The sequence below is a fragment of the Peptoclostridium acidaminophilum DSM 3953 genome (genome assembly GCF_000597865.1).
In the GTDB taxonomy this organism is placed as follows: domain Bacteria; phylum Bacillota; class Clostridia; order Peptostreptococcales; family Peptostreptococcaceae; genus Peptoclostridium_A; species Peptoclostridium_A acidaminophilum.
This window is the reverse complement of the sequence record NZ_CP007453.1, coordinates 327,261-351,941: the sequence shown is the minus strand read 5'-3', so window position 1 is coordinate 351,941 and position 24,681 is coordinate 327,261. Positions and strand designations below refer to the sequence as shown.

The 24,681-nt window shown below is 43.1% G+C and carries 24 protein-coding genes and 1 tRNA gene; 7 read left to right on the top strand and 18 right to left on the bottom strand.

Annotated features, from left to right (window positions below; all coding sequences use genetic code 11):
• Positions 1–49: 49 nt before the first annotated feature.
• The 5 genes from EAL2_RS12625 to EAL2_RS12605 all read right to left on the bottom strand — a co-directional run bounded on the left by EAL2_RS12625 (position 50) and on the right by EAL2_RS12605 (position 3,765).
• Positions 50–973, bottom strand: a complete 924-nt coding sequence (locus tag EAL2_RS12625; protein ID WP_025436722.1) for a radical SAM protein — start codon at positions 971–973, stop codon at positions 50–52.
• Between the two features lie 119 nt (positions 974–1,092).
• Complete coding sequence (locus EAL2_RS12620; protein ID WP_025436721.1) at positions 1,093–1,389, bottom strand: DUF5320 domain-containing protein; 297 nt, start codon at positions 1,387–1,389, stop codon at positions 1,093–1,095.
• 24 nt (positions 1,390–1,413) lie between these two features.
• Positions 1,414–1,605 carry a hypothetical protein gene (locus EAL2_RS12615; RefSeq protein WP_025436720.1) on the bottom strand — a complete coding sequence of 64 codons (192 nt, stop codon included), beginning with the start codon at positions 1,603–1,605 and terminating at the stop codon, positions 1,414–1,416.
• Positions 1,606–1,688: 83 nt separating this feature from the next.
• On the bottom strand, positions 1,689–2,675 hold the full coding sequence (locus EAL2_RS12610) for a pyridoxal phosphate-dependent aminotransferase (RefSeq protein WP_025436719.1): 987 nt from the start codon (positions 2,673–2,675) through the stop codon (positions 1,689–1,691).
• Complete coding sequence (locus tag EAL2_RS12605; RefSeq protein WP_025436718.1) at positions 2,668–3,765, bottom strand: ATP-NAD kinase family protein; 1,098 nt, start codon at positions 3,763–3,765, stop codon at positions 2,668–2,670. The genes EAL2_RS12610 and EAL2_RS12605 overlap by 8 nt, the downstream gene beginning before the upstream one ends.
• A gap of 406 nt (positions 3,766–4,171) precedes the next feature.
• On the opposite strand from EAL2_RS12605, the gene hydG reads away from it, so the two are divergent.
• A complete protein-coding gene (gene hydG, locus EAL2_RS12595; protein ID WP_096325278.1) occupies positions 4,172–5,665 on the top strand; it encodes a [FeFe] hydrogenase H-cluster radical SAM maturase HydG in 1,494 nt (497 codons plus the stop codon).
• A gap of 71 nt (positions 5,666–5,736) precedes the next feature.
• Here hydG and EAL2_RS12590 read toward each other — a convergent pair whose 3' ends face one another.
• Both EAL2_RS12590 and EAL2_RS12585 read right to left on the bottom strand, forming a co-directional pair.
• A complete protein-coding gene (locus EAL2_RS12590; protein ID WP_025436715.1) occupies positions 5,737–7,110 on the bottom strand; it encodes an FAD-dependent oxidoreductase in 1,374 nt (457 codons plus the stop codon).
• A gap of 63 nt (positions 7,111–7,173) precedes the next feature.
• Positions 7,174–7,473, bottom strand: a complete 300-nt coding sequence (locus tag EAL2_RS12585) for an ArsR/SmtB family transcription factor (protein WP_025436714.1) — start codon at positions 7,471–7,473, stop codon at positions 7,174–7,176.
• A gap of 186 nt (positions 7,474–7,659) precedes the next feature.
• Here EAL2_RS12585 and EAL2_RS12580 point away from each other — a divergent pair, with 186 nt between their 5' ends.
• Positions 7,660–8,163 carry a flavin reductase family protein gene (locus EAL2_RS12580; RefSeq protein ID WP_025436713.1) on the top strand — a complete coding sequence of 168 codons (504 nt, stop codon included), beginning with the start codon at positions 7,660–7,662 and terminating at the stop codon, positions 8,161–8,163.
• A gap of 129 nt (positions 8,164–8,292) precedes the next feature.
• On the opposite strand, the gene EAL2_RS12575 is transcribed toward EAL2_RS12580, so the two are convergent.
• From EAL2_RS12575 to EAL2_RS12550, 6 genes are all read right to left on the bottom strand, one after another.
• Positions 8,293–8,547 carry a YkoF family thiamine/hydroxymethylpyrimidine-binding protein gene (locus tag EAL2_RS12575; RefSeq protein WP_158408940.1) on the bottom strand — a complete coding sequence of 85 codons (255 nt, stop codon included), beginning with the start codon at positions 8,545–8,547 and terminating at the stop codon, positions 8,293–8,295.
• On the bottom strand, positions 8,535–9,203 hold the full coding sequence (locus EAL2_RS12570) for a class I SAM-dependent methyltransferase (protein ID WP_025436711.1): 669 nt from the start codon (positions 9,201–9,203) through the stop codon (positions 8,535–8,537). The genes EAL2_RS12575 and EAL2_RS12570 overlap by 13 nt, the downstream gene beginning before the upstream one ends.
• Positions 9,204–9,341: 138 nt before the next feature.
• Positions 9,342–9,417: transfer RNA gene (locus EAL2_RS12565), tRNA-Met, on the bottom strand.
• A 147-nt stretch (positions 9,418–9,564) separates the two neighbouring features.
• Positions 9,565–9,765, bottom strand: a complete 201-nt coding sequence (locus EAL2_RS12560; protein WP_025436710.1) for a cold-shock protein — start codon at positions 9,763–9,765, stop codon at positions 9,565–9,567.
• Positions 9,766–9,870: 105 nt separating this feature from the next.
• Entirely contained in the window at positions 9,871–10,071 is a 201-nt protein-coding gene (locus tag EAL2_RS12555) for a cold-shock protein (RefSeq protein WP_025436709.1), read from the bottom strand.
• A 276-nt stretch (positions 10,072–10,347) separates the two neighbouring features.
• On the bottom strand, positions 10,348–12,315 hold the full coding sequence (locus EAL2_RS12550; protein WP_025436708.1) for a molybdopterin-dependent oxidoreductase: 1,968 nt from the start codon (positions 12,313–12,315) through the stop codon (positions 10,348–10,350).
• Positions 12,316–12,553: 238 nt separating this feature from the next.
• Between EAL2_RS12550 and EAL2_RS12545 the strand changes: the two genes are divergently transcribed.
• Complete coding sequence (locus EAL2_RS12545; RefSeq protein ID WP_025436707.1) at positions 12,554–12,874, top strand: hypothetical protein; 321 nt, start codon at positions 12,554–12,556, stop codon at positions 12,872–12,874.
• Between the two features lie 287 nt (positions 12,875–13,161).
• Here the strand turns inward: EAL2_RS12545 and EAL2_RS12540 are convergent, their stop codons facing one another.
• Positions 13,162–14,469 carry an IS110 family RNA-guided transposase gene (locus EAL2_RS12540; RefSeq protein ID WP_025436706.1) on the bottom strand — a complete coding sequence of 436 codons (1,308 nt, stop codon included), beginning with the start codon at positions 14,467–14,469 and terminating at the stop codon, positions 13,162–13,164.
• Positions 14,470–14,841: 372 nt separating this feature from the next.
• On the opposite strand from EAL2_RS12540, the gene EAL2_RS12535 reads away from it, so the two are divergent.
• Positions 14,842–16,008 carry a S8 family peptidase gene (locus EAL2_RS12535; RefSeq protein ID WP_025436705.1) on the top strand — a complete coding sequence of 389 codons (1,167 nt, stop codon included), beginning with the start codon at positions 14,842–14,844 and terminating at the stop codon, positions 16,006–16,008.
• Positions 16,009–16,205: 197 nt separating this feature from the next.
• On the opposite strand, the gene EAL2_RS12530 is transcribed toward EAL2_RS12535, so the two are convergent.
• The 4 genes from EAL2_RS12530 to EAL2_RS12515 form a co-directional block, all read right to left on the bottom strand.
• Positions 16,206–17,657 carry an IS1182 family transposase gene (locus EAL2_RS12530; RefSeq protein WP_025434606.1) on the bottom strand — a complete coding sequence of 484 codons (1,452 nt, stop codon included), beginning with the start codon at positions 17,655–17,657 and terminating at the stop codon, positions 16,206–16,208.
• A 146-nt stretch (positions 17,658–17,803) separates the two neighbouring features.
• Positions 17,804–19,708 carry an ABC transporter ATP-binding protein gene (locus EAL2_RS12525; protein ID WP_025436704.1) on the bottom strand — a complete coding sequence of 635 codons (1,905 nt, stop codon included), beginning with the start codon at positions 19,706–19,708 and terminating at the stop codon, positions 17,804–17,806.
• A 110-nt stretch (positions 19,709–19,818) separates the two neighbouring features.
• Positions 19,819–20,871, bottom strand: coding sequence for a hypothetical protein (locus tag EAL2_RS12520; protein WP_025436703.1), 1,053 nt, complete (start codon positions 20,869–20,871; stop codon positions 19,819–19,821).
• Between the two features lie 23 nt (positions 20,872–20,894).
• Complete coding sequence (locus EAL2_RS12515) at positions 20,895–21,137, bottom strand: SHOCT domain-containing protein (protein ID WP_025436702.1); 243 nt, start codon at positions 21,135–21,137, stop codon at positions 20,895–20,897.
• Positions 21,138–21,468: 331 nt separating this feature from the next.
• Here EAL2_RS12515 and EAL2_RS12510 point away from each other — a divergent pair, with 331 nt between their 5' ends.
• The 3 genes from EAL2_RS12510 to EAL2_RS12500 all read left to right on the top strand — a co-directional run bounded on the left by EAL2_RS12510 (position 21,469) and on the right by EAL2_RS12500 (position 24,662).
• The gene (locus EAL2_RS12510; protein ID WP_025436701.1) at positions 21,469–21,672 is read left to right on the top strand and encodes a hypothetical protein; all 204 of its coding nucleotides are present in this window, start codon (positions 21,469–21,471) and stop codon (positions 21,670–21,672) included.
• Between the two features lie 148 nt (positions 21,673–21,820).
• Positions 21,821–22,108, top strand: coding sequence for an ArsR/SmtB family transcription factor (locus tag EAL2_RS12505; protein WP_096325271.1), 288 nt, complete (start codon positions 21,821–21,823; stop codon positions 22,106–22,108).
• Between the two features lie 85 nt (positions 22,109–22,193).
• Positions 22,194–24,662, top strand: coding sequence for a CoA-disulfide reductase (locus EAL2_RS12500; protein WP_025436699.1), 2,469 nt, complete (start codon positions 22,194–22,196; stop codon positions 24,660–24,662).
• Positions 24,663–24,681: the final 19 nt, after the last annotated feature.

Below are 24,681 nucleotides of genomic sequence, written 5' to 3'. Positions count from 1 at the left end.
TCCTCCAGAGATTTCCTGCAATTCATTTTAACTACAAGCATAAGGCGGTTCACTTCAATCTGTACGTGTTATATCCCTTGTAGTTTATAACTTCCACCTTCTCATCCTGCTTGAGCTCATTAAGAAATGCGTCGATGTCGCTGCGTCCTCTGGATGCCAGGAACCCTTCTATTTCGAACTGGTTCATTGGATGGCGCTTTATTATGCTTAGAATTGCGGCATGGTCATCCTCGATTTCGCTGTGGAATCCCTCGGATGAAAGCAGGTCTATTGAAATCCCGCCTAAGAGCTCTGCTACATGATCCATTTTTTCATGGTCGACAACGCTTACATCTGACTCGGCCGGAGGGCGCACAGGCGTGTTCAGATACAGCTTCTCATAGTTGATCCTCTTTAGCATTTCAGCGTACTTCCCAAGGGATTCATCATCATCGTTGACATCCTTAATGAGCATTATTTCAATCCACAGCTGTCCCTGGTATTTTTTCGAAAAATCCTCCAAACCACGCTTTATATCCTCGAATTTCAGACTCCCATGGGGTCTGTTTATCCTTTTTAATGACTCTTCGTCGTATGCATCCATTGTAGGCAGCACTATGTCTGCCTTGCCAAGCTCCGACTGCAGCTGAAGGTCGTATAAAAGCGCTCCGTTTGTTATTACAGCCACCGGCTTGTCCGTTCTTTTCTTGATTTCATCTATAAGCTCGCCCAGACCAAGATAGAGTGTCGGCTCTCCCTCACCCACAATAGTTACAACATCAAAATGAATTTTCTCCCTTAGTACTTCGTCAAACTCAGCCATTATGTCTTCCACCGAAAAGAACATTTGCCTTGTGTTTTTCATGTGATCAGTTCTTCCAAGCTGGCAATATATACAGGAATAATTGCAGGTCTTTTTAGGTATAGGGCTTATTCCCAGTGATACCCCAAGTCTTCTGGACGGCACGGGTCCGTATACGTATTTCATGTCCATTCCTTGACACCTCCGCATTCGTATGTAGTATGCATATTAGCAAAGGAGCAGATTGCCTGCCCCCTCACTCTTAGCCTTGAGATTTTATCTACTGATTTAAAATATACCCCTGACAACTCCTACTTATCTGTTCCCGGTGAATTTTCCAACTGTTTTTTTAGCATTTCAAGTCTTTTTTCAAGTATTTCCTTTTCCTCTTTAAGCAGTTCGATTTCCTCGGCTTCAGTCAATTCCGCCGGATAAAAGCCTCCATAGCCTCTTCTGCATCCGAATCCCAATCCTAACCCCAATCCTCTGCCGAATCCTCTTCGTATACCAGCTCCGTATCTTCCTGAGCCTATCCCTGTGCAGTAACCTAAACCTCTTCCTGTCATTGCTCCTCGTCCCATTGGACCTGTTCCATCTCTTCTTGGCATAATAATCCTCTCCTTTCGATTCAATTAAACTCTTGTCATCGGCGAGCCGCATTTTGGACACTTCATCGAAGTGCAAGGTATTGCTCTATCATGCTTGACTCTGGTTTTGCATTTTGGGCATTCGCAGTAGCCTTCCGGACCCGCTCTAAAAGGTCCGCCCATTCTTCCGCCGCCTCCTCCTGGACCGGCAGGGCCTGTTCCATCTCTTCCTGGCATTTGAATCACTCCTTTTGTTTTGGGTATATGCTCTTTATAATTTAATTGTATTCTCTTTATGGGTATATGTCAATAACTTTTTCTTACATTTTTTCATCGTATTGTTCTTTTGAATTGTGAATGCTCCATATTTCATTGAGCAAGGAGTCATTTTCCTTTTGGGTTCCGACAGTGATTCTATAGTTGTTCTTCAGCCATGTATGGGAGAAATCGCCTATCAGAATATTCCTCTTCCTTAATCTCGATGCGAATTCAGGAATCGAAGTTCTTACAAGCAAGAAATTTGTCTCGCTGGGCGTCACATCAAGCCCGGCCATTTCAAGCCCCTTTCTGAGCCGCTCTCTCTCGTCTATAATCTTCTCAACGTTTCCAAGGGCATACTCCTTGTCCTCGAGGGCGGCAATTGCAGCCAGGCATGCTGGTCTGCCAAGAGCCTGAGAATATGGCGACAATCTGCCCAAGAAGCTATCCCCGGCTATAAGGTAGCTGACCCTGAGTCCCGCTAAAGAGAATGCCTTGTCTAGTGTTCTTGATATGGCCAGATTTGGGTATTCATCAACAAGATCCGCAAATGTCTTTTTTGAAAATTCATAGTAGGCTTCATCTATTACAACCAGATTGTCACTGCTTTTGAGAACTTCTATGAGCTGCTCCCTTTTTATAAGGCATCTCCCCGTAGGGCTGTTTGGGTAATCCGCTATAACAAGCGCAGGCCCCTGGATTGCATCATCAAAATCCACTGTGTATTCGGGGGGAGCCAGTTGGATTTTCAAAATCCTTTTGGCTGTGTATTTTGCACTCTCCGACAATCCCGGGAATGACGGATTCAATGTTATCAAATCCCTGTTTTTAGAGAAATTAAGTATTATATCCCTCAAAATACAATCCGTCCCATGTGCCACTATTATTCGCTCGCTGGAAACGTCATTGTAATTAGATAAAGCTTTTTTCAGCGCATCAATTTCGCTGGGCCTTAGATATCTGTTGAGACTGCAGCTGCCTCGCATTACAGCTTCGATTATTCCTTGCGATGGTTCGTATGGATTCTCGTTCGAGCTCAAATCAATCACATCTGACCTCCATTACAATTTCCTCATTGTACCCGATCACCACATTCATCTTTCCTGTCAGTTCCTTGTCGATTCGGTAGTCCCCAGTATCGACTCTGAGGCATTCCAAGCCTACAACTTTATCCGGAGTGCTTACGATTATTATGTTGTCTCTTTTGACCAAATCTAATACCTGTGGCGATATTTGCTTGCTTCCCCTGCCAAATATGAATCCGTTGCCCCCTATGGGCGTGACTATTATTTTCGCTTCACCGTATTTTTTTATCAGCTCAAGTATTCCTTCTTCGTTTATATCCTTGCCGACAAGTCGCCCGCTAAACACAGCGTCAACGCCCAGCAGCGTCTTTTCAACGCCAAGCCGGTCTGTAACAGCCTTAAGCGTTGTACCCGGCCCCAAAATATAAAGCTCATCGTTTTCCATGCTTTCAACGATGTACTCGGCCACTTCTTTTTTCCTATCTTCCGCTTTCACCTCGACATTTGAAGCAGCTTTGCCTCCCTGAAGCAGCCTGCTAATATCAGGCACTCTTACAAATCCATAAAGCTTTGAAACCAGACGGTTGTTTCTGAAAGCCTCTTCATCTATATCCAGCACGTCCTTTTCTATGAATCTGTCGCCGAATGAATTGATCATCTCAGCAGCCGCATGGGCAGAAAGAGCAAATACCGAACTGAACATTTTCACTCCTGAAGGGATTCCAATTACTGGCTTTTCCACGCCAACTGCATCCAGTATATCCCTTGCAGTACCATCTCCCCCTACAAAAATGAGCAAATCTATTCCTCTAGAAACCATCTCCCTTGCTGCATTTTTAGTGTCAGCCGAAGTGGTTTCAGCAACTGCTTGGCCTATGACATCGTAATCAAATGAGAACTCCCTGATGTAGTCCTCTCCCATACTTCCTGCGGCAACCATGAAATGGATGTCTTTTCTGGTAACGAGCGATAGGACTTCACGTATTCTTTCCGACGTAACCTGCTTTGCTCCTAAGGCAAGCGCCATTTTATACATCTCACCGTCTGTACCCTTTAATCCGACGTTGCCTCCCATTCCCGCTATGGGATTAACTATAAGTCCTACTATTGGCATTTGGACACCCTCCTTCTTTTCAGTTTCCCTCGCAGTTAAAAATATATTCATTATAAGACGACTGTATGTAAAGGTTATATACCCATTATGCCAACCCTCATTCTCCATGAAATATTCCAATTTTTTCTGCTCAGATAAATATATTTTTATCAAAATAATATAATTTTTCGTTGATTAATAGCATATGCCATGTTATTATATGAATTAGCAAGACATTTTCTAATTACAAGGAAGCTATTTCTGAGTAAAAGGAACGACATTTCAAGAAATTCCACAAAATATTTTTTGGGATTTCTGGTTATTTTTTTAACGTTTATGCCGGCTTTAGTTTTTATGCATAGACTTTTCCTTTTCCCCATGGAAATAACTTCCGAAAATAAAATTCGGAGGTTTTTTTATGTCTAAGATGAATCCAAAAGAATGGGCAGCGCAGGTAGTTAAACAAGAAGAAATCGACAAGTATCTGGTAAACGGAAAGGATTTCATAGACGAGTCTGAAATCATAAATAAGCTCGAAACAAATCGAAATCCGGACCCTCAGAGAATAAGGGACATACTCGGAAAATCCCTTTCCATACAAAGACTGGAGCCGGATGAAACCGCTGCACTTCTTAATGTTACGGATCCGGAGCTTTTGAAGGAGATGGAGGAAACAGCGCTTAAGGTAAAACAGAAGGTATACGACAACAGGATTGTATTCTTCGCTCCTCTTTATTGCAGCAACCTTTGCGTAAACAGCTGCCTCTACTGTGGCTTTAGGAAGGAAAACAGCGAGGAAAAAAGAAGAATACTATCTCTCGATGAAGTCAGAAAAGAAACCGAGCATGTAATTGATGAAGGCCATAAGAGGATGATAGTAGTGTATGGAGAGCATCCACTTTCCGACGTTGATTATATGGTAGATACTATAAAGTCCGTGTATAGCGTGCAAAAGAAGTCTCCAAAGGGAAGAGGCCATGGCAGCATAAGAAGAGTCAATGTTAACGCCGCGCCGATGAGCATATCAGACCTTAAAAAGCTTGGGGACGCGGGTATAGGAACATTCCAGGTATTCCAGGAAACATACAACAGAGATCTCTATTCGAAGCTCCATCCTGCAGGACCAAAATCCGACTACAGATGGAGACTCTACGCACTGCATAGAGCGATGGATGCGGGAATTGACGATGTTGCTACCGGAGCGCTTTTTGGCCTGAATGATTGGAGATTTGAAGTCATGGGGCTCTTGTACCATGCTATCGATCTTGAAAGGCAGTTTGGGATAGGACCGCATACCATATCCTTCCCAAGGATCACGCCTGCCTCAGGTTCCGAGCTTAGCACAAATTCAAAATATCTTGTATCTGACGAAGATTTCAAAAGGCTTATCACAGTAATAAGGCTTTCTGTTCCGTATACTGGCATGATAGTTACTGCGAGGGAGGAGCCGGGAATTAAAAAAGAGGTGATAAAGCTGGGATGTACGCAAACTGACGCCTCGAGCAAGATTGGAATAGGAGGCTACAGCGAGTCCCAGGACTGCCAGATTGCCGAAAAACAGCAGTTCACATTGGGAGAGACTAGAAGCCTGGACGAGGTGATACGCGAATTGGCTGAAATGGGCATGATCTCGTCATTTTGTACAGCCGGATACAGATGCGGGAGGACAGGAGACAAGATAATGAACCTTCTGACAGAATGCGTCGAAGGTAAGTTCTGTAAGCTAAATGCAATACTCACTTTCAAGGAATATCTTGAGGACTATGCCTCTGAGCAGACAAAAACTGTGGGTGAAAAACTCATTCAAAAGGAAATAGATGAAGTAAAGCAAATTCCGTTTTTCAAGCAGCACAACCTCATAGAAAAGCTCGAGGAATATTACGGAAGAATATCAAAAGGAGAAAGAGACCTTTATCTGTAAGACCATCAAAAAATAAAAAGCACAGGGTATTCACAAAATAAGAATACCCCGTGTTTTTTTATTTATGACCGTTATATTTCCAGTCCTTCGTTAAGATGCCTGCAGTTTGACGCTATGGCGTTCATAGCCGCTGCGTTTATAGGATATGCTATCGGCGATGCAGAAAGCAACGGGTGCGTTGCCACCTGGAATGTGTTGAGTTCTGTAGCTGTAGTGCCCTTTTGTATGGCCAGACTCAGTATGTTTATCATTTCTCCGACGGCTTCTCCTCCCGATATTTGAGCGCCGAGTATTACGCCGGAGCACTTTGAAAACATCAGCTTTATTGTAGTCTTTTGCGCGCCTGGCAGTGATCCCGGGTGACGGTCCATTGTAGTGAACTCGCCCACCATCATGCTAAAGCCCTCCTGTCTGGCTCTGGCCTCTGTAAGGCCGGCTGCTGCATATGTCCTGCCAAATATCTGTGTGGAAAATGCACTTATTGTTCCCTTATTGGCACGTACAAGCCTGAGCTGGAATGCGTTGCTTCCCGCTATCTTTGCCTCCATTGCGGCAGTCGATGCAAGTAGCACAGGTGCGTCCTGTCCAGTAAAGTAGCATCTTTTTTCAGAGCAGTCTCCCACAGCAAATATGTCAGGATCGTTTGTCCTTGTGTACTGGTCAACTACTATTGCTCCCCTGGCATTGATTGGCAGACCCGCTTCCTTTGCCAATTCAGCGTTGGGCTTTACGCCTAGTCCCAGAATTACAAGGTCTGCAGGAATCTGCTCGCCGTTTGCCAGCTCAACAGCTTCGACAGCCTTATCGCCTATGAATTTTGTAACCTTGGTTCCCGTAAGCAGTTTTATTCCATTTTCTTTTAGTGATGCTTCGATTTCGTCAGTGAAACTTTTGTCGAAAGCCTGCCAAAGGCAAGCGTCAGCCAACTCGATAAGCGTTACATTTTTGCCCAGAATACGCATCTGCTCAGCAAACTCCACTCCTATAAAGCCTCCGCCTATTACCGCCACATTTTCAGCCCCATTAACCTTTTCTAGAACTCCATTCAGGTAGTTCTGGTTCTTCAGTACTCCATATATGTTTTCCAGATCATATCCAGGTATGAACGTTGGTATTATAGGAAGGGAACCTGTAGCAAGTACAAGCTTCTTGTATTCAATAGTTTCGCCGCCCTCGGTTGTAACCCTCTTTGCCTCCCTGTCAACCTTTACAACTCGGTCTATAATAAGGTTTATATTAGCCTCGAGTATGCCTGCATCAGGAATAACGTTTTTGTTTGTGTCATGCAGTGTCCCGAATATGTATGGGATGCCGCAGGGAACCATTACCTTTTCAGTATCGCGTATTATTGTGATGTCAATATCGCCATAAGCTTTTCTCGCAGTTGTAGCACTTAGAATACCGCCTGCACTTCCACCAATCACCAAAAGATCTGTCTTTTTCATTCCTTCGTCCTCCTCAATATAATTTTAATTGTCGTATTAAAATTTCACTTTATATTAAACAGCCTAAACAAAAAACTCATTTATGATAGCTTGCACAAGCCTACGCACTCTTTCGTCATAAATGGAATAAAAAATGCTAGTTCCCTCTCTTCTTCCAGCTATTATTCCTGCTGACTTGAGCTTCGAAAGATGCTGTGAAACCTTCGACTGCGCTTCGTCGAGGCAGTCTTGCATATCCGTAACGTTAGACTCCCCCTTTTCACACAGCGTCTTGACTATGCAAAGCCTTTGGGGGTGTGCCAATGCTTTAAGAATGTCCGCAAGCTCTATAAATGATTCTGGATCCGTCCTATATACGTGCATCACGCATTTCTCCCTTTTTTCGCCGAAATATTACTATATGTTAATATATGAATATTATAATATAAGTGATAATCTTCTGTCAATAATTTTATGTTACGACCCGATACTGGCATATGCTGTTTTTATGGATGAATCGGCCTTTTTGTGGTAAATTATAATTATACAAATTCCAAGGAGGTTATATTAATGGAAAAAATAGAGGTAAGCAACTTTAAGGGTAGCCTTAATCCAATGCCTGATTTACTTGTGTCCTGCAGAGGCGTTAACGGAGATGTCAATGCGCTGGCCGTGGCATATGCCGGCAACTGCAGCTACGCTCCCCCCATGGTAATGGTGGGAATAGTCCCAAGCAGGCACTCCTACAATATGATTAAGGAGACAGGGGAATTCGTTGTCAATCTAGTCCCCGAAAATCTCAGAGAGAAATACGCCTATCTTGGCAGCATCAGCAGAAGAGACGAGGACAAGCTTGCAAAAGCAGAAATGAAACATGAAAAAGGAGTCAAGGTGGATGCCCCTATACTTCTAGACTGCCCTGTCAATATAGAATGCACCGTGGTTGATTCCATAGTGACCGGTTCCCATGAAATGTTCATTGGAAAGGTAGAGTACATACACGCTGACGAGAATCTAGTGGATGAAAATGGCAATATCGACTATTCAAAAATTAATCTTTTGAAATTCAGGTAAAAAGACTCTGTCAGAGCGCAAAAAGGCATGTTCTCATAGGAGAACATGCCTTTTTGCACCCACAAAACCAAAAACGTTATGAACGAGAAGATTTATTTTTATTGATTTTTATAAGCAGGCTTTCTATAATCACTTGCCGCATCCGCACAGATTTGATATCTTGACATCAATTGTAAAATTGCAAATATCATCCATGGCTTCGTAGATATCACTAATCAGCTTAAAAACCCTGTCTTTTCCGCCAATGACAACGGTAGATATAGTTCCAACATCGTATTCGAGTCCTGAATCCTTTATGATATCTAGAACTTGGCGGATTTCAGATAGATATTCAACGCTGCCTATAGGCGTGAATGATATTTGGCATGAAGTTATTTTCTCCACAGAGCACATATATAACCACCCTTCCTTTTTCCTGACAGTTCATTTTCGAGCTTTTCATTGAATTCCGATTCATCCGAAAGCGGTGAAACAAACAGACATTCCCCGGTCTCCATAAGTTTTTCGGGCTTCCATCCCTTCATGTCCTCCAAAGTCTTGAAATTAGCATATCTAAAGATCGAATCCCTCTTATCCTTATTTCTATAAAATTCCCCCCAAGCACTATCAGCAGCAATAGTACCTACTAACACCTGCCCTCCAACCTTGACAACTCTGAAAAATTCATCCAAAGCCTTTTGAGGGGCATCTATAAATTCGAATGTAGCCATTGAAATCACGGCATCGAATTCATTGTCAGCGAATTCCAGTTTGTGAGCATCCATATTTATAAAATCAATATCAAGATTTTTCTCTGCAGCCTTTATCCTTGCAATCTCAAGCATTTTCTCAGAAACGTCGATTCCAGTCACCCGGCATCCCATTTCAGCCAGTCTAATACTGAAATTCCCAGTTCCGCAGCCCACGTCCAGGATTTTCATCCCCTTTTTCATTTGGAACATTTTGAATGCCAGCGTCGTTTCAATCTTATCAATAAAGCTTCCCTTCTTACATTTATACCATTCGTCATAACGGTATGCAAATTCATCAAAAATCGCCATTTATCATGCTTCCTCCATCATCATACTAATTGTCAGTCCATAACATTCACTTGCATGCTCACCTGACAACATTCCCTGATCCTTCTTCAACATAACAAAAAAACAGCACATAGAATATGCTGTGTCGTGTAATCGTTTTGGTTGCGGGGGCAGGACTCGAACCTGCGACCTTTGGGTTATGAGCCCAACGAGCTGCCAACTGCTCCACCCCGCGTCATTACTCAAGGTCTATTTTGACTTTCTTTGACCTTATAATTCAGTATACCACATATTGGATTTATCCGCAATGATTTTTATGCATATTAAAAAACCCTGGAGCAAATTGCTCCAGGGTAGTTATAGACAAGTTTTAATTTATCAATTAAGCAACTGTTACGTTAGATGCTTGTGGTCCTTTAGGGCCAGTTGTTATGTCAAACTTAACTGCTTGTCCTTCTTCAAGTGTTTTGAATCCATCTGTTTGTATAGCTGAGAAATGTACGAATACGTCTTCTCCGCCATCTACTGATATGAATCCAAATCCTTTTTCTGCATTAAACCATTTTACTGTACCGTTATTCATTTATATTGCCTCCATTATTTTACTTCCATTAGAATCCTTTGTGAAAAGATCATATATATATCAAACACAACCAAGGTTCTTATAGATAGCTTAGTTTGTGTTTAATTAAGCGCGAGTTACGTTAGATGCTTGTGGTCCTTTAGGTCCGTTTGTTATTTCGAAGTTAACAGCTTGACCTTCTTCAAGAGTCTTGAATCCGTCTGTTTGTATAGCTGAGAAGTGTACGAATACGTCCTCTTCGCCTTCTACTGATATGAATCCGAATCCTTTTTCTGCATTAAACCACTTAACTATTCCGTTTTTCATTTGTGTATTGCCTCCAAAAATTATATTTCCACTAATCCTTTGTAAAAATATCTCATTCATACATATCAGAGAAAACTTACGATTGTCTGTAAATTATTTTTCCATCGGAATCATGGTACTTGTTTAGTATACAATGGATCTCGATATAAAGCAAGTGTATTTTCCAAAATTTTATATAAATATATTTGCGCCGCTCAGCTTTCCTTATACTGCAAGGATTACAAGCATATTAAAATCAATTGCGGTGCTGTTGGCGCCAGAACCCGCTTAATCGCGCTAGTTCTTTTGCCTTAATATTTCCACAAAGCTTTCATAATATGCAAGCTGCTCTCCCCGCTCTGAAGAAACCGAGCTTGTCAGAAAGTTGGGATTGCCGTGCGACTTGTGCCAGCCTGTGTTCATGTATACGGTTCCCATCGGCACATCCTCGCTCCCAAATATCTGAACAGTTATTTCTCCCGCTTTAGAAACGAGCCTTGCAGTTTCTCCAGAGGCTATGTTCCGCTTTGAAAGCTCCTCCGGACTTGCCAAAGCTTTTGAGATTCCCTCAACTCCAAAAAAATGCTGGCTAAAAAGCGAATCCTTCTCATGAGGCGTTATAAGCCTAAACCCTGCATTCTTTTCGCCCACCAGGAATTCAGGGTGGGCGCATAGGCCGTCAGCTTCCGCTCGTTTTGATACAAACTCATATCGGCCGGACGGCGTCTGAAACTTCATATCGCTCCACGCCACCGAAAGCCCTTCTACGGTCACATAGCCGTTTTTTATATCCTCGAAGCTATAGCCGCAATTTTCAAGAGGCTTTGCAACTTTTTTGAGGTACTCTAGTTTCTCATCCATGGGATAGCCTTTTATGCCCATATTCCTTGCAAGTTCTCGGAAGAAGTAATATTCGTCCATCAATATATTTTCGGGCTCGGACGCTTTTTCGTTGAAGCTGATATATGGATTGTTCATAGAGCTGTAAATAAGGTCTTCCGTTTCGAGCGTGTTGCTGCACGGTATTACAAGATCGCTAAGGCTTGCAGTGTCAGTCATAAACATATCGAAGGTCACCTTGAACTCAACACTTGAAAACGCCCTCTGGGCTCTCTCAAGGTCAGGGAGCTGGTTCATAGGGTTCGCCTTGCTTATCACTATCATTTTTATTGGCGGATCCTTAAGCTCTTCAATTGCATCGCTAAAATCCCTGAGCATGAAACTTCTTGAATTCTTGGCGTGCTCCGCGCTGCCATACGGATCAAGGCTGAGTATTTCTGGATATAGCCTGTTGGCATAGTTGACGCCTCCGCCTTTGCAGCCTATGTAACCGCAAGTTGCAGCCAGAGCGTCTATAGCCCTTATTGTGTTTACGCCGTTTTTATATTTTTGAAGGCCGTAGCCCGGATATATCGCCGCTGGCTTTGCCGCTGCATATTCCATCGCAAGCCCTTTTATCTCGTCACACCCAAGGCCCGTAGATTCAACAAGAGCATCCATGTCAAGGCCACGCAGATAGTCCCTGTACTCTTCAAAGCCGAATGTGTAATTCTTGATGAATCCCTTGTCTTCAAGACCTTCCTCTATTATCATCCTTGTCATAGCCATTGCTAGCGCTATGTCGGAAGACGCATTCACCTGCACATAAGAGTCAGCCTTTTTTGCAGTCTCAGTCCTTATCGGGTCTATAACAATGACTTTTATTCCCCGCTTCATAGCTTCCTGAAGAGCTGCCATCAGATGCACTGATGTCGAGTGCGGATTCCTGCCCCAGACAAGTATGAGCTTTGAGCTATGCATATCGTCCAGGTGATGCCCTTTGACGTTTCCAAAGTCATATGCCTGAGCCTTCATCCCTGCACCCCAGCAGGTACTCCCCTTGGCCTTAGTTATTCCTCCTATGAAATTGAAGAATATCTCCTCCATACACTTGCTCACTCCGCCGGAACCAGACTCCTCATAATGGAATATGCTCTGGCTGCCGTATTCCTTCACGTAATGAGCTATCTTATGCGCCATTATATCCAAAGCCTGCTCAAAGGATATCTCCTTGAAGCCGCCTTCAGTCCTTAGAAGCGGTTTTCTGAGCCTTTGAGAGCTGTAGAGTCTATCAAGGTGTTTTCTTCCCTTATTGCATATGAAACCTTTTGTATACGGATGGTCCCTGTCCCCTTCTATTTTAACTACCCTGCAGCCATCTATGTGAACTTTGAAGGAACAGCAGTCCCAGCAATCCAGAGTGCACGCGTGTTTTATTGTTTTCATAGCCACCTCCGTTTTTTATGGCAAACTTCATTGTGAATATCCTCTACTGCAAGTCGCTGCAACGAAGCTTCAAGTTTGAATTCTCTCAATTTAGCTTATTACTTATTTTACACTTTTTCATGCCACTATCCACAAAATATTATAACTGATTACAGAAGGCATTTTGTGGGAATACTATATAATATACAAATCCATTTTTGAAATCGCTATAAAACAAATAATACAAGGGGGTATTTCCATGAAAATGACTATCGATTTTAACAATATGAAAGAGGTTCAACGATTTGTCAATGCTGAGGACAAGAGGGGGCAGACCGTTGTAATAGACGAGAAATTCATAGTGGAGCGCTGGGGCGAGATACTCTTCCGTAAAGCTGAAGGTGCAACCGACAAGATGATAATGGAATTTACAACTCCTGAAGAGTTCTATTCAGATGAACTACAAAAAAAATACGAAATACCTTTCTGGACGCTGCTCGATCTTGGCAGATACGATGTGTCTTTCGAGTACGTTGCAGATCTCAACGAGCTGCAGGTTGTTTTTACTCCTAAGGCATAGCTGCAAACAACTTCTCTATTGATTCAAACGAAGCCTTTTCTTGATGACAGGAAAGGCTTCATTTTTAGTTCGTTTTAATTTTTTTTAAAATTTCATTTGATACTCAGAGTCAAGCCATTCTAATCTGGGTATATTAAGAAAAATTCATTTTTAGAGAAGAAGTCCAGCTAAGAAATGTCAAGAGTTTAATCTAAAAATATTTGACATTTCTTCAAGGTAAAAAAGGGTAACTTTAATAAGCCTTTTGAACGCATCTCAAAAAGCGAAAAATCAGAATATGGACTTACTTATGCGGCTTTATCGCATTTAGCCTTTAAGTAATTCATTTGATGATCTTCTGGTGTGATGATAATGAATTGTTTTTCATCACGAAGTATTGCAAACACAATGTTACAGACTTTATGCATAACAGCGCCAAGAGCAACCATTTTAGGCTTTGACTGGCATTTCTTTAAATAGTAATCACGTAAGACCGGATTTTTGGCAGAGCCATCTCTGTTCTTGCTGATGCTGATAAGAGCCATTGTATGAATAACCCTTCTAGCAATACGAGAACCTCGCTTTGACATGGAAACCTTTGTGCCTTCAAACTGACCAGACTGTTTTACAGCTGGATCTAGCCCAAAATAAGCAAAGAGTTGTTTTGGTGAACGAAAAGATGAAAAATCGCCAATCTCACCCATTAGACTCACTGCGGACAAGAAGCCGGCGCCTTTATAGGATTCAACTAAGCGGACTTGTTTTACAAAATCAGTAGTTTCATTCGCATCAACAAGTTCATGCATGTCAGAAAGAACAGATTCCACTTCAATATCGTAGTTTCTGATAAAACGGATATAAAGAAGAATTCGCTTGAAATTACTGCTTACAGAATACCCAAAGGTATTTGCATCACTTGCAGCCTGGATTATGGCATTATACTTGTTTTCAGCATATGTAAGCCCAAACCTGGCAGTAGACCTTATACAATCAACAATCTCCTCTTTCGAAGCTTTTAAAAACGCTTCAGGAGACGTGTATTTTTCCAGTAAGGTCAGAGATGTATTTGTGGTTATTTTGGAAAATATTTTCAAATACTGCGGAAATACCATTCGCAGCTCGCCCTGTAGCTTATTCACATAAGCAGAGCGATTATCCATCAGGTCGTAATATTCCCTTGAAAGATTTCGCAAATCAAGAGCAAGATCAGATGGCATCAGTGATACCTTTAAATCAGGTTTTAGACCTACTAAAGCAACTTTTCTTGAATCAAAACGGTCATTATGCACTTTTCTAATGTTGATGTTTGTGCTATTCTTAGTGATGATAGGATTGATAACCGCAATGTTAAAACCCTTATCACGAAGATAGCAGAAGAGTGGGTAATGATAAATTCCCGTGGATTCCAGAAAGATGCGACTTTCTAAGGAATACAGCTCTTCTGCTTCTTTTATTTTAGAAACAGTAAGGCTTAGGGAATTAAGGTCAGAATGCAGGATTTTAAAAGGCTTTCCTACAAAGGTTTGGTTAGGCAGTGAGATAGACATCCAACTGAACTCCGCACCAACATCAATACCAACCGAGATAAACAAATTTTTAAACAAAATATTTGACATGAGCAAAAGCTCCTTTCTGATAGGAATCCATTTCCATCAAATGAGTACACAACCTAGCATGTTATACAGGTATAGCCTGAGGCTCCCAACCAGCCGAATCATAAAACCTCATTGAATGGACTAATTGACTTCTTCATAGGTATGGGTCAGTAGGAACTGACTTCCCAAGGTGGCGAACATTATTTGTCCTATCCTAGAGGATTATACTTTATGTAAATCCTGGGGTCTATCAGGGAGCGGTCAGACATTATAATTATTAAGATAACATCTGATGAAGGAAGAAACCTTCTTCTGTTATCGTAAATAGAAATGAAACTTATAAACTATATAGCTCTTAGTGGCTATATCATTATTATACTAGGTGGTATTATTATGAAATTCAAAAAATTAACCGCTATTATACTATCAAGCATGCTCGCAGCTTCCAGCTGCATGCTTTCCCTCGCCGCACAGCCTGATACGGCCGCTGAAAAGTCGAGTAGCAAGGTCAGAATGATTGTAGTCTATAAGGAAGGCACCTCTAGAATTAAAAAATCCGAAGTAGGAAACAAGTATGGACTTTTAAAGATAAGGAACCTAGACTTGATAAACGGCCAGAGCGTGTATGTAGACAGCCGAAAGGTAGCAGAACTTATGCAGGATGAAGATGTCGAGCTTGTTGAAAAGGATAATATTGCAAAGGCTCTTGCAAAGCCAGTAAAGCCTGTTCCATCTCCAAGCCAAACGACGCCTTGGGGTATTGAAAGGGTAAACTCAAACGATGTATTGAATATTGCCACAGGAAACGGAGTCAAGGTTGCTGTAGTTGACACTGGCGTGGATACGGCACATCCTGATCTTTCTGCAAACATAGCAGGAGGAGCTAACTTTGTCTCTACGGTCAGATCTTACAAGGATGACAATGGACACGGCACTCACGTGGCAGGTATAATAGGCGCCAGCAACAACACAATAGGCGTTGTAGGCGTTGCCCCTGAGGCCAGGATATATGCAGTTAAGGTTCTCAACAAGAGCGGCACAGGCTATATCTCAGACATCATAGCCGGCTTACAGTGGTCTGTTTCAAACGGTATGGATGTAGTTAACATGAGCCTTGGCTCAAACTACCCGAGCACATCCTTTGAAAGCGCAATAAATGCTGCATCTGATGCCGGAGTCATAATAGTGGCTGCTGCCGGAAACGACAGCTCATCTGTAGACTATCCCGCCGCATATGATAAAACAATAGCCGTATCCGCAACTGACAAGAATAATCTTCTGGCTTCCTTCTCTTCAAGAGGGGATCAGGTGGATATAGCGGCTCCTGGAGTTTCAATATATTCAACATACAAGGGCAGTGCGTACGCCACAATGAGCGGCACTTCGATGGCAACACCTCATGTAAGCGGTGTTATCGCTTTGATGCTGCAAAGAGACCCTGAAATGACTCTTGATGAAATCAGGCAGCAATTCTCATCAGGCTGCGTTGACCTTGGAGCTGAAGGCAAAGATCCTTATTACGGATATGGTCTTGTGGATGCATCAAGTCTGGTACACTAGAACCAATCAGCCTAAAATAGGCCTTTGAATACTTAAATTTTAGCAATAAAAAACCCTTGGCCGAAAGCGAGGCTACTGAAGAACTTGCGGTTTTAATGAACCTTAAGGTCATAGTAAAAAAAGACGATTTCTCAACACCAGTAAATGGGTATGAGAGTCGTCTTTTTCTCTGTATATGACCGATCGTTGTTGTTTTTTCACTTCATTAACTTTAATATTCTTTTTATATTTACAGTGAATATCGCCATTGCACCTTGTAACTCCATGCCGACAAGACCCGAGGATGTCGCCACATCATACCCGTGTCTGTGTTTCAGTTCGCTGTTCTTTGCCTCAATTTTGTAACGTTCCTTGGCCTTCGTCTTAAAGTACTCAGTCTCCTGGAAAGCCATCTGTTCAGTATGTTCGTCGGACTTTATGCTCACCGAATAGGATTTACTTTTTGCCCCTTCCTTGTAGCAACCTTGACGGCGTAAGCATCTCTTGCACTTTTCCACATCAAAGTAGTATGTATCCGTCTGGTTTGTGCCGATGCCTTTCTTGCCTTGACGGGCCTTTCGGATTGCCATGTGGCCAGCTTTGCAGACATACATTCCTGCATCCTTATTGAACTGGAATTCATCTTCATGCTTACGGTAGCCTTGTGTAACAGACGGGTTAAGCTTAGCCACTAGTTCAACCGTGTTCTCTTTGGCGTAAGTGATGTTATCTTTTTCGGAGTATGCCGCATCTCCGATGACTGTATTCACTTCCATGCCTGCTTGCTTGCTCTTCTCGATTAAGGTCTGCAATTGTTTGCCATCATTCTTCTCACCAGTTGTTACAACGGCTGCCGTAATAATTCTTTCCTCGGTCATAGCAATATGGGTTTTGTAGCCAAAGAACGAAGAGTCCGCACTCTTATGACCGATCATTGCATCTTGGTCTTCCGAGATTCGAAGTTGTTCAAGGTCATCTGCAACGGTTTCTTTCAGTAGATTGAGCGGTTCTTTTATCTTAGGCAGCTCACAAACGCCGCCTTCTGCCTCGACTACCTCGATAAGCTTTTTACAATAGGCGAGTTCGTCCTCTAACATATTGCTTGTATTTTTCGCAGGAAACTTGGCTTTTACAGATTCATCAACCTTGTAGATAGCCTTTCTGAGTTTTCGAGAACGGTCCTGTAAAATTTCACGTGGAGACTTCTGGTTATAACGAGCTTTCGTATGCGTCGCATCTACGATGATGGATTTACTCTGGATAATGCCTTTTTCGATGGCGAGTTCAACCGTCTTGTTAATCAGCAAATCGAGTAAATTCATATCCTTTAACCGAAGTTTTCGGAACTTGGTTAGTGAACTAGAATCTATCACCTGCTCTTCCGGTGCCATATCCAGAAAGTACTTAAACGACATATCATATTTCGATCTCTCGACGATGTCGGCGTCGGACAATTCAAAGATTGCTTTTAGCAGCAGGTATTTAAACATGCGAATAGGGTCAATCGCATTTCTCCCATTGTCCAGGCAGTAATTCTGTTTGAGTTCTTCATATATAAAAGAAAAATCAACAAGCTCATTGATTTGCCGCAACATATTATCCTTGGGGATCACTAGATTGTAAAGCTCCAGATATGGACTTATGACCAATGTTTGCTGTAGCTGAATCAATTAGCACACCTTCTCTCATGTTATACTTCAATTATACAAGAAAAAAGGTACAACCTCCTCAATAATATTGAGAAAGTGTACCTTCTTATTTTATATGGACTTTTTCAGTAGCCTCGCCGAAAGCCGTGGGTTTTTTATTGTACATATTAGGACTCTAGTGACATCTTGAGATTCTCGAGGTATTCCTGCCTCTCAAGCTTTAAAAGCAGCTCCTCCTCAGTCTGCTCCTTCTTGTCCATTATCTCCTGCAGCTTTGAAAAATCACTCGAGCTTTTTTCAAGCTCGTTCTCGAGTTTTTCAAGCAACTCCTCGAGGGCTTCTATCTCGGCGCCTATTCCCTCATACTCAAGCTGCTCCTTGTATGAGAGCTTAGTCTTCTGCCTGGACTGTACCTGCTTTTGCTCACCTTCGTCCTTGGCCTGCAGCTTTTGAGCGCTTATTACATCTGCTTGCTCCTGTTGTCTCTTCTCCGCAAAATCGGAGTAGCTGCCTGTATATTCATCTATAACTCCTCTGCCCTCGAAAGAGAATATCTTGTTGCATACGCGGTCGAGAAAATACCTGTCGTGCGACACCGTTATAACGGCTCCGCCGAACTCGTCGATGTAGTTTTCAAGCACCCTGAGCGTGTCTATATCAAGGTCGTTTGTGGGCTCGTCTAGTATGAGTACATTCGGCGCGTCCATTAGTATCTTGAGCAGGTAAAGCCTTCTGCGCTCGCCGCCCGACAGCCTCGTGATGTACGTCCACTGCATGTCGCCTGTAAAGAGGAACCTTTCCATCATCTGAGAAGCGCTCAGCTTGGTGCCGTCAGCTGTTGTAACGTATTCGGCGTAGCTTCTGATATACTCGATTGCCCTGAGACTGGTGTCCATATCCTCCGACTCCTGCGAGAAATAGCCTATCTTGACAGTCGGTCCTATGTCTATGCTGCCGCTGTCGACCTGAAGCCTGCCGGCTATGAGGTTGAGCAGCGTCGACTTTCCAAGTCCGTTGCTGCCGACTATGCCTATGCGATCATCTCTGAGTACGATGTAGCTGAAGTCGTCTATCAATTTGTTGTCTCCGAAACTTTTTGAAATGCTGTTTATTTCAATTATCTTCCTTCCAAGCCTTGAATGGGCTGCTGAGATTTCGATTTTCGAATCGTCTATGTCAAGCTTCGCATCCTCTATCTGCTCGAATCTTTGAATCCTGGCCTTTTGCTTTGTTGTCCTGGCCTTTGCGCCGCGCCTCATCCACTCCAGCTCGTTTCTGTAGAGGTTCTGCCTTTTTCTTTCAACTGCCGATTCCAGGCTCCTTCTTTCGGCCTTCTTCTCGACGAACTGAGAGTAACCGCCTGAATAAGCATACATATTGCCGCCGTCAAGCTCCATTGTCTTGTTTACTACCCTGTCCAGAAAGTATCTGTCGTGTGTTATCATAAGGAGCGCGCCCTTCCTGGCTGCAAGGTGCTTTTCAAGCCAATCTATGGTATCGTTGTCCAGGTGATTTGTGGGCTCGTCCAGTATCAGAAGGTCGCAGGGAGTTATGAGAGCTCCCGAGAGTGCCACCCTTTTTTTCTGTCCTCCCGAGAGGTTGCCTACCCTCTCGTCAAATCTTGTTATTCCGAGTTTGGTCAGTATTGTCTTGACCTGGCTTTCTATCTCCCATGCATCCATAGTGTCCATGGCTCCAGTCAGCTGCATGAAGCTTTTTTGAAGAGCCTCATCCTCCGGATGCCTTGAAATCTCATCTAGTGCCTTTTCATAATCCCTTATGAGCTTTATTACTGGCGAATCCCCTTTGAACACCTGCTCGAGAACGCTCGCCTCCGGATCGAAATCTGGATTCTGAGGCAGGTACTCTATTTTCATGGAGCTTGGTATGCTTACACTTCCGGAATCTGCCGCCTCACAGCCTGCTATTATTCTAAGGAGCGTAGATTTGCCTGTGCCGTTTATTCCTATTACGCCTATCTTGTCCTCGTCTGTTATTGTAAATGTTATGTCACTTAGAAGCGTTTTTTCTCCATAGCTTTTAGATATGTTTTCAACAGTTAATATATTCACATGAACCATCCTTTGTAAGTCTTTATATGTTTATCTCATGCCTATTTTACCATAAAAAAATGCAGGACAAATATTCAGCCTCAAATATTTGTCCCGCAGCAACTCACTTTCTATCTCGATACCAGCCTGGCTTCAACTGAAACGTCCTTGTCAAAGTTGAACAACTTGTACTTATATACAGCGCTTGTGCTTTCATACAGGAGCACCTCATCATCAGCGCTCCACTCCTCTGCTTCCGCCGAATCCGAAGGATTTACCTCCCAAAGGCTGCCGTCAGCCATCTGAACGTATTTGCCGCTTTCTATAACGCTCTTTATGCTCAGAGTGGTTCCAAGCTCATAATCGCTTTGCTTGTCTTCTTGAGTCTGCTGGACATCCTCTAGCTGCTGAGTAGTTACTATAGCTGCCTCCTGATTCCTAAGCTCGTTATTGAGATTGTCTGTAGCATCATTTTTAATGCCGTCCAATGATTTTACCGATTCGCTCGATAGCTTGACTATCTCGCTTGCCGATTTTAAAATCTGGTCGTAACCGGACTCGCTGGCGTCATATACTTCAAGCACAGTCTCGTATCTTGAGAGCGCATCCTGAAGATATACCTTCTTGGCAGCCACGAGCATATCTCCATTTGACATAGCGTCATGGCTCCAGTTGTATACGCTGAGGCCATAGTCCTCGCTCCACATAGTCTTGCCTCCAAATTCACTCGATACAATGCTCCACGTAAGAGGCAGGTACGCTAAGTTATCCTTGAAAAGCACTGGATAATCCAGCCTGGCATTGTCGATTGCCTTACCGTTGATTTCGATATTGAAATCCGCTATCTCCGCTGATACAGCTTTGCTTGTATCAGCCATCTGCAGGTTGAATGACTGCGGGATTGAATCCACGCTGCTAGTGGTCTTGTCGAGTTTAAGTCCCGACACCTCGCTCCATTGCAGTCTTATTCCCAATAATCTGCAGTTGTCTGATGTAAGCGGAAGATACGTGACGCTTTTGTATTCGAGCATTGGATATTTTATGAGTTTGTTGAAAACCATGGTACCATTTAAAGTTATTCTGTGGTCTGCTACCCTCGCATTAACTTTCTGAGCCGCGTACGATGGCTGAAGCCCCCCTATGAGCAGCGCCGCTGTCAAAAATGCTATCACTCTTTTTTTCATAAAATCCTCTCCTTTCAAATACGTTATTTCTTCAGAGTCGCTTTCATGTTCATATATTCTTCCTCGCTTATTTCACCCTTTGCAAATCTTTCAGCGAGAATCTCTTCGGCGGATCTGTAGCCGCCTTGACCGGTGGTTTGTCCCTGTGAGCCTGCTGCGCGGTTACTCCCAATCATATACGCAATGTAGGCTGCTATCGCGAGTATTATTAGCGGAAACAAAAACATAAATCCCCACCCCCATTCTCCCATCATTCTGTAGTACATTTAACCACCTCCCAGCATTCAAATACTGCTGCACGTTATGAACGTGCCTGCAATTAGTATCATTTCGAATGTTCTTTAGCTCCTACAGTTCATGTATACCCTGCATTCCCATATCCCTAACCATATCTGCTCATCCACTTTGATTTAGCATACTATTTCTAACACTTGCAGCACACGCATGTATTTTCAGCACATCAACTCATTTGTATGCAGCACTATATTTCCCGAGAAAAAAACTATTACTATTTCTTGTGCAATATTTTTTCCTTTTTTGGATATACATAATACATGGCGTACAATAAAGAATGCTGCCAAAATCAGGAGGTGTACTGTGCATATTATCGAAAAAAAATCATATGACATCCATATGTTCCTTTCCATGAAAGAAATCAAGCTTATGGCTCACGCAATAAGGCTTAGAAGCCAGGAGCTCGAGAACAAGATGGGGCTTAACGAGGAAGAACTTGAAGAAAAGTCCATTCTAAAAAGCTTCTTATTAGACGTTGAAAAGCTCATGAAAGAGCAGATGTTCTAACGTAAAAGCGCAAGCCGGGTAAATTCGAGCCTGCGCTTTTTGTTTGTCTATTTTAAACAAAAAAAGATTGACACAAACTAAACTATATCGTAATATTACGATATAGCGATTTATATTCAATGCGCTTTTATTCATTGGAGGAATTTGAATGGAAACATATATGACAAACCCCGAGCAGTATGATGAGCTTTCGGAAATACTCAAAGCTCTCTCTCATCCTGTGAGGCTCTGTATCGTTAGAGGTCTCCTGGCAAACGGAGCCTGCAACGTCAGCGACATGCAAAATTGCCTGAAGGCCCCGCAGTCTACAATATCCCAGCACATTTCAAAACTCAAAGCCTGCGGGATAATAAAGGGAGAAAAAAGAGGCCTTGAAATATACTATTCTGTGACAAACAAGAAGGCTGCCGAATTGATTAATGTTTTGTTTGATTAATATTTTAAGCGGAAAACAGTTGAAAATTAAACGAAATGAGTATAAACAAAAAATAATATTTTCAATACATTCGGAGGTAGATATCATGGGCAAGAAAATATTGATAGTCGGTGGAGTTGCAGGCGGAGCTTCTGCTGCAGCCAGACTTAGAAGGCTTGATGAGGATTCTGAAATAATAATGTTCGAACGCGGAGAGTATATTTCATTTGCCAACTGCGGGCTGCCTTACTATATAGGCGGCGTGATACAAGAGCGCAGCGCCCTTGTCGTTCAGACAGTTGAGGCAACTCAGAAAAAATTCAACATAGACATAAGAAATTTCAGCGAGGTAGTTAAAATAGACAGGGATAAAAAGTCCGTACAGGTTAAAAATATAAATACAGGCGAAGTTTACGATGAGTCATATGACACCCTGATTCTTTCTCCTGGAGCAAATCCGGTGAAACCACCGATCCCTGGAATAGAGAGCGCAAAAAACATTTTCACGCTTAGAAACATTCCCGATACCGACGCAATAAAAAGCTGTGTAGACGAGCAGAAGCCTAAGAGCGCGGTTGTAATAGGAGCCGGCTTCATAGGTCTTGAGATGGCAGAAAACCTGCACGCAAAGGGTATTCACGTTACAATAGTCGAGATGCTCGACCAGGTAATGGCTCCAATTGACTTTGAAATGGCCTCTATAATACACGGCCACATAGAAGACAAGGGCGTGGAACTTATACTCTCCGATGGCGTGAAGTCATTCGAGGATAACGGCAAGAGAGTAATACTCCAAAGCGGCAAAGAACTAAAAACTGACATGATAATACTATCTATAGGAATCAAACCTGAAAACAGCCTCGCTATAGGTGCGGGACTTGAAATAGGTGAGCGTGGCGGCATAAAGGTAGACGAATATCTTAGGACTAGCGACGAGAGCATTTATGCCATTGGCGATGCGATAGAGGTCAAGGACTACGTAAGCGGCTTCCCTACCCTTGTGCCGCTCGCATGGCCAGCAAACAGGCAGGGAAGATCTGTTGCTGACAATATATACGGCAAGAATGTGAAATACAAGGGAACTCTTGGAACTTCTGTAGCGAAGGTATTCGATATGACTGTGGCCTCCACCGGAAACAACGAAAAAACGCTCAAAAGGATTGGCGCAGACTATAAGGTTGTGCACATCCATCCGGGGGCGCACGCCGGCTATTATCCGGGAGCATTCCCTGTGTCTCTCAAGATGACATTCGATCCCAATACTGGCAAAATATTCGGAGTTCAGGGAGTAGGCTATGCGGGCGTCGAAAAGAGAATAGACGTTGTAGCCACTGCCATAAAGGGCGGCCTTACAGTATTCGACCTTCAGGAACTTGAGCTTGCATACGCGCCGCCTTACTCATCGGCCAAGGATCCGGTAAATATGCTCGGATACGCCGCGTCCAACATAGTTGATGGTTCTTCAAGAAGTGTTCAATGGCACGAAATCGACTCGCTTATAAAGGACGGCGCGCTGCTAGTCGATGTGAGCGAGCGTCACGAAAGAGACATGGGTATAATAAAGGGTTCAATGGGCATACCTCTTACCGAGCTAAGAAGCAGACTGTCGGAAATTCCTAAAGACAAACCCGTCTACGTGCTGTGCCGGGTCGGTCTTAGAGGATACCTAGCTGAGAGAATATTGAAGCAGAACGGATATGATGTATACAACCTGGACGGCGGATACAGAACTTATTCTTCCGTATTTCCTGCCGTTTCTGATATGCCTGAGAGCAAATGCCCTATAGAGGTAGATGACACAGGCATAACACACCCATACTGCGGAGACATCGAGTCTCACATCCAGATTAACGCATGCGGACTTCAGTGTCCGGGACCTATAACAAAGCTCTACAGCGTCATGAACGAGGCTAAGGACGGTCAGATAATAGAAATTTCAGTGACAGATCCAGGTTTCGCAAAAGATGTTAAGGCGTGGGCCAACACCACAGGCAATACAGTTTTAAAAACAGACTTTGTTGACAATGCCTTCAAGGCGTATGTAATGAAGGGCCGACAGCCATCGACAGTTCAACAAGATGCGAAAGTTGCTCCTGCAGCTGTGAGGGACGGTGCAACGATTGTAGTTTTTAGCGGAGAACTCGACAAGGCCTTGGCATCATTTATAATAGCCTCGGGCGCTGCGGCTATGGGCAAAAAGGTCACAATGTTCTTTACCTTCTGGGGACTCAATGTACTCAGAAAGCAAGATGCTCCGGCCGTTGAAAAGGATACGCTTGAAAAGATGTTTGGCATGATGATGCCAAAGGGCCCTGGCAGTCTTCCGCTATCAAGCATGAATATGGCGGGTATGGGTCCTAAGATGATCGACTATGTTATGAAGAAGAAGAACGTAGATAGCCTTGAAACAATGATTAAGAACGCGCTTGAACTTGGCGTGAATATGGTTGCCTGCGCAATGTCTATGGACATAATGGGAATAAAGCAGGAGGAGCTAATAGACGGCGTTGAGATAGGAGGCGTGGCCACATACCTCGGCAAGACTGACGATTCCAACCTCAACCTTTTCATCTAATATATACTCAGCCAATACC